This window comes from Dolichospermum sp. LEGE 00246, assembly GCF_015207865.1.
Lineage (GTDB): Bacteria > Cyanobacteriota > Cyanobacteriia > Cyanobacteriales > Nostocaceae > Dolichospermum > Dolichospermum heterosporum.
This window is the reverse complement of the sequence record NZ_JADEWA010000352.1, coordinates 1-5,805: the sequence shown is the minus strand read 5'-3', so window position 1 is coordinate 5,805 and position 5,805 is coordinate 1. Positions and strand designations below refer to the sequence as shown.

The following is a 5,805-nucleotide window of genomic DNA, read 5'->3' as shown; positions in this document are numbered from 1 at the left end:
TTAGTCACAGTGAACCACTGCCATACTCCCCAGACGCTCCTAAAAATTTAGTAGAAGTATTACAACGAGCCTCAGAAAATTCAAACAAAGGTATTATCTATATTAAATCTGATGGTAGTGAGACATTTCAATCTTACAGAAAATTATGGCAAGATGCCCAAATCATTTTAGCTGGATTAAGAAAAACAGGACTCAAACCTCAAGACAAAGTAATTTTCCAACTGGAAGATAATCAAGATTTTATCTGTGCTTTTTGGGGTTGTGTTTTGGGTGGTTTTGTTCCAGTACCAGTATCTATTGCTCCCATTTATGAACCAGCCAATAATACAGCCAGTAAATTAAAAAACACCTGGGAGATGTTAGAGAAACCCTTGGTACTAACAAGTGGTTCTTTAGCTGCTGATATTGATGATTTTGCCAGAGGTTTAAACTTAGAAAACTTTAAAATTGTAACCGTTGATGAGTTGCGTCAATGTGAAGCAGATTTAAACATATATGAGAATCAACCCGAAGATTTAGCAATTTTGCTTTTGACTTCTGGCAGCACGGGAATACCCAAGTGTGTGATGTTAAATCATCGCAATATCTTGAGTATGACAACTGGCTTAATTTTAATGGGTCATTTTTCCAGCCAGGAAAGTGTTTTAAACTGGATGCCTTTAGATCATGTGGGTGCGTTAGTTTCTCTGAGTATCATGGCTGCGAGTTTAGGTTGCCAGCAAATTCATGTACATACTGATTTAATTGTACAGAAACCGCTTCACTGGCTAGATTTAATTGATAAACATCAAGCGACAATTAGCTGGTCGCCTAACTTTGCGTTTTCCTTAATTTGTGACCGTGCTGTAGAAATCAATCGCCAGCAATGGGATTTATCTTCTATGAAGTTTATCATCAATGCTGGAGAACCAATTGTTACAAAAACAGCGAGGAATTTCTTAAAACTTCTCAGTCATCATGGTTTACCAACTAATGCTATTCACCCAGCCTTTGGAATGTGTGAAACTTCTTCTGGTATTACCTATTCTGACAGTTTTTCTCTAGAATCTTCCTCAGATCAAACTTCATTTGTAGAATTAGGATTACCAATTGCTGGTGCTGCATTACGGATTGTTGATGAAAACGAACAAATAGTAACCGAAAATACTATTGGGCGTTTACAGGTAAAAGGTGCATCTGTTACTATCGGTTACTATCAAAATCCACAAGCAAACCAAGAAGCTTTTACTACTGATGGTTGGTTTAATACGGGGGATTTAGGCTTTCTAGATCAAGGACGTTTAACCATTACGGGCAGAATCAAAGATGTAATTATCATTAATGGATTAAATTACTATTGTCATGAAATTGAAGCTGCTGTTGAGGAAATGACAGGAGTAGAAGTTTCTTATACAGGTGCTTGTGCAGTCAGACAACCAGGAAGTAATACTGATAAATTAGCTATATTTTTTAATACTTACCTAAATGATGATCAAAGTTTATTAACTCTACTCAAGGAAATTCGCGCTTGTGTTGTGAACAAGGTGAGAATAAATCCTGATTATTTAATTCCAATAGATAAAGACATTATTCCTAAAACCGCTATTGGCAAAATTCAACGTTCTCAACTCAGCCAACGTTTCCAAACAGGTGAATTTAAATCAACTATTAAACGAGTTGATATATTACTAGGCAATAGTAATACCATTCCTAATTGGTTTTACCGTCAAGTATGGAAACCTAAATCACCCATTACTGTTAATTCCTCTTTAACTATTACTAATACAACTCTAGTATTTCTCGATGATTGGGGGTTGGGTGACTATTTATGTCAAACATTGTCAGAAAATAAACTGTCATATATTACCGTTTACCCTGGAAAAGAATTTCAAAAAATCAGTAGTTCTCATTATGTAGTTAATCCCGAAATAGCCAAAGATTATCAACTTTTAATCGAATCCCTAGCAGCAGATAAGATTATTATTGGGCAGATTCTTCATCTTTGGACTTACGATAAATATCAGGAAATTAATAATATTGATAGCTTAGAAAAAGCACAAGCACAGGGAATATATAGTTTATTATTCCTGGTTCAGGCTTTAGCAAAAGTTCAAGGTACTAATAATTATATTCAATTACTATTTATTTCTTCTCATATTCAGTCTATTGCCTCAGATGATCCTATAGCTTATGAGAAATCAACAGTATTAGGACTATTAAAAACTATTCCTCAAGAACTACCTAAACTAAACTGCCGCCACATTGATTTACCTTTTGCGGAAGTTGAAAAAAATGGGTTTTATATTCTCCAAGAAATGCAAATTTCCTCAAAAGAACGAGAGTTAGCATACAGAAATGGACAACGTTTAATTTCTCGCTTAGAACAAGTTGATTTTACCAACACACCTAAATCATCAATTACCTTTCAACAAGAAGGAACTTATTTAATAACCGGGGGACTTGGTGGTATAGGTGTTGAAGTTGCCCGGTATTTGTTAAAACATTACCAAGCTAAATTATTATTAGTTGGGAGAACTCCCCTAAATTCAGAAAAACACATCAAACTCTATCAAGAATTAGCACAGCTTGGGGGTGAAGTAATTTATGAGTCCGTTGATATCTGTGACTTAGAACAGTTGCAAATAATAGTAGAAAAAGCTCAATTTAGATGGGGTGAAAATCTTGATGGTATATTGCATTTAGCTGGAACTTTTCACGAACAACAGGTACTAGAAGAAACGCAGGAAAACTTAGCCGCAATTCTATGTCCTAAATTGTTGGGTGCTTGGGTATTGCATCAGTTAGCAAAAGAGAATCAGGCAAGTATTTTTATTAACTTTTCTTCAGCACACGGTTTTTTTGGTAGCACTGCTGTGGGTGGTTATGCTGCTGCTAATAGTTTTCTCGATAGTTTTACTCATTACCAAAATTCCCCAAATAAATTAACCAATAAATTAACCAGCTATTGTTTCAGTTGGAGTATGTGGGATGATACAGGAATGAGTCAAGGATATCAAATGAAAAATCTGATCCGTGCTAAAGGTTCTTATATCATGTCCTGCTCCCAAGCAATATCTTCTATGCTGGCCAGCTTACACCATCAGCAACATAATTTATTGATCGGTTTAGATGGCAGTAATCAAAATATTCTACGTTGGCAATCATCAACTTTTAATTTACAGAAATTAACCGCCTATTTTACAACTAATACGGGGGAGGTTGTTAAATTACCGGGCTTAAAAGTGCAAGATAATTTTGGCAATGTTTGTATTTATGACTCTGTACAACTGCCAGAAATGCCTTGTTTAGAAAATGGTGAAGTTGATCGTGCTAGACTCATTAAAAGAAGTAACAATCAGGAAAATAGGGAGCAGATTGAACCACGGAACGAGATAGAGTTAAAAATTGCCCAATGTTGGCAACAAGTTTTAAAAGTGACACTTTTAGGAATTCATGATAACTTTTTTGAATTGGGGGGAAATTCTTTACTAGCTGGTCAAGTAATTTCTCGGTTACGGGAAGATTTCTCTTTAGAATTGTCTCTCCAGCGTTTATTGCAAACACCTACTATTGTGGGTTTAGCTCAAACAATTGCAGCAATTCAAACAGTAACTCAAAGTCAGAATACCTTTACTGAAACATCATTACAAGAATACGAAGAGGATTATTTATAAAATGGCTATGGCACAGATACCAAAACCTAGTGATTGACTCACCATTACCGCACTTTTAACCTACATTCCGCACCCCGGTGTCGCAATCGGTTTTTTCTTAATTTCATAACCATCAAATCTTATATTTTGTACCAAACATAATGAATATTGGTAGGCGATAGCGAAGCGCTGCTGCAAGCAGTTCGCAAATTCTCAGTCTCCAAATGACCAATTTTCGTTGTGTATTGTGTAATTAATTAGACGAAAATATTTACAGTCATTGCGAGGGAAGGGAAGCAATCACAACCCTTGCTATTGCTTCATTTCACTTCGTTCCATATGGCTAACGCCACGCAACGCTTACGCAATGATATTGTGTAATTAATTCTGTCTCACTACTTGACAGTTGGAAGTTCCTTAACTGTCTGGTTAACTATGTAAAATATCCTTGTAGTTGACGGCTAAACCTGATAATATTATTTTTAATAACTTAAAATAAAGCAAATATTACAGCAGATTTCGCTCTGATGTGGTGCAAACTTGAACTATAAAACTCTTGTAGTGCGGGCATCTTGCCCGCTGGATATGTACCTCATAACACCGGAAAGTGCTGTATTGAAAATTTGCTTACTTAAAAAGCCAAAATCATCAAAAAATTAGTAGTAAAATTTTGTATTTGAGTGTGCCTAATTATGACAAGAAATATTAAAAATATTTATCCACTTTCATGTGGTCAAGAAGCAATGTGGTTTATCTACCAAATTGCCCCAGAGAGCGTTGCTTATAATATATTTATTACGGTAAAAATTGATTATGAGTTAAAGATTGATGTTGTGAATCGTGTATGGCAAAAAATTATTGAAAAGCACCCGATTCTGAGAACCACATACACCAATCATGAAGGTAAACCGGTACAGCAGGTTAATCAACAAGAGAATTTTAGTGTTGAGGTAATAGATAGCAAGGAGTGGAGCGAAGAACAATTAGCAAAGAAAATCTATGCTATTGCTGACCGCCCTTTTAACTTAGAACAAGATTCAGTTTTGAGAGTTAATTTATTTAGTCGTTCAGCAGAAAAACACATTCTCATGCTGACAATGCACCACATTGCCGGTGATATGTGGTCTTTTGATTTATTGCTGAGTGAATTTCAAACTTTATATCTCAGGGAAATTGAGCAAATTAGTCAAGAACAGACAGAAACAGTAGATTATCTCAGTGAAAAAAAATCCTATGCGGACTTTGTTCACTGGCAATCAGAAATGCTATCTAGTTCTCAGGGAGAAAAACTGTGGCAACACTGGCAAGAACAATTAGCTGGAGAATTGCCAATTTTGAATTTGCTACCAGACAAACCCCGCCCCGCAGTACAGACATATCAAGGGGCATCATACATAGTCAAGCTAGATGAACAGTTAACTGAAAAACTCAACCATCTAGCTGTAGCATCTAAAACCAGCCTTTATCAGATTCTGCTTACAGCATTTTACATCCAACTTTACCGATACACCAACCAAACAGATATCCTCATATCCAGCCCGATGAGGGGTAGGAGGGGGGGAAACTTCGAAGAGATTGTTGGCTACTTTGTTAACCTGACAGTTTTAAGGGTTTCTGTCCAGGAAAATGCGACATTCCAAGAATTTCTGGCTCAAGTCAGCAAGACAGTAAAAAAAGCCCAATATCATCAAGATTACCCTTTTGGTTTGTTAGCACAAAAACTTCAGCCACAAAAGAATCCCAGCCGTTCTCCTTTATCTCAAGTTAGTTTTACTTGGCAACGACATCGTTGGTGTGAACTAACAGAAAAATCATCACACATTCAAGAACAAGTGCTTCAGATGGAGCCATACTTGCTCGGACATCAAAGGGGAGCAGACTTAGATTTGAATTTAATGGTAATGGAAGCTCAGGGAGTGTTGCAACCTTGCTGGCAATACAACACCGACTTATTTAATAGTAGGACTATTGAGCGGATGGCAGGACATTATATTACCCTGCTGGAATCCATTGTCACCAATCCCCAGGAGTCTATTGCCCAATTACCATTATTGACAGAAGTTGAAAAGCACCAGCTATTAACAGAATGGAATGATACCCAAGTTGAATATCCTGTTGATAAATGTATCCATGAGTTATTTGAAGAGCAGGTAGAGAAAACACCGGATGCAGT

At 36.4% G+C, this 5,805-nt stretch carries 2 protein-coding genes; both read left to right on the top strand.

The genetic code is table 11. The annotated features are described in order from the left end of the window. Positions 1-3,653 (top strand): SDR family NAD(P)-dependent oxidoreductase (locus IQ228_RS19480; protein WP_193964022.1); only part of this gene is annotated, 3,653 nt, incomplete at its 5' end. A gap of 671 nt (positions 3,654-4,324) precedes the next feature. After that, a partial coding sequence (locus tag IQ228_RS19475) for a condensation domain-containing protein (protein ID WP_228043962.1) occupies positions 4,325-5,805 on the top strand: 1,481 nt, incomplete at its 3' end.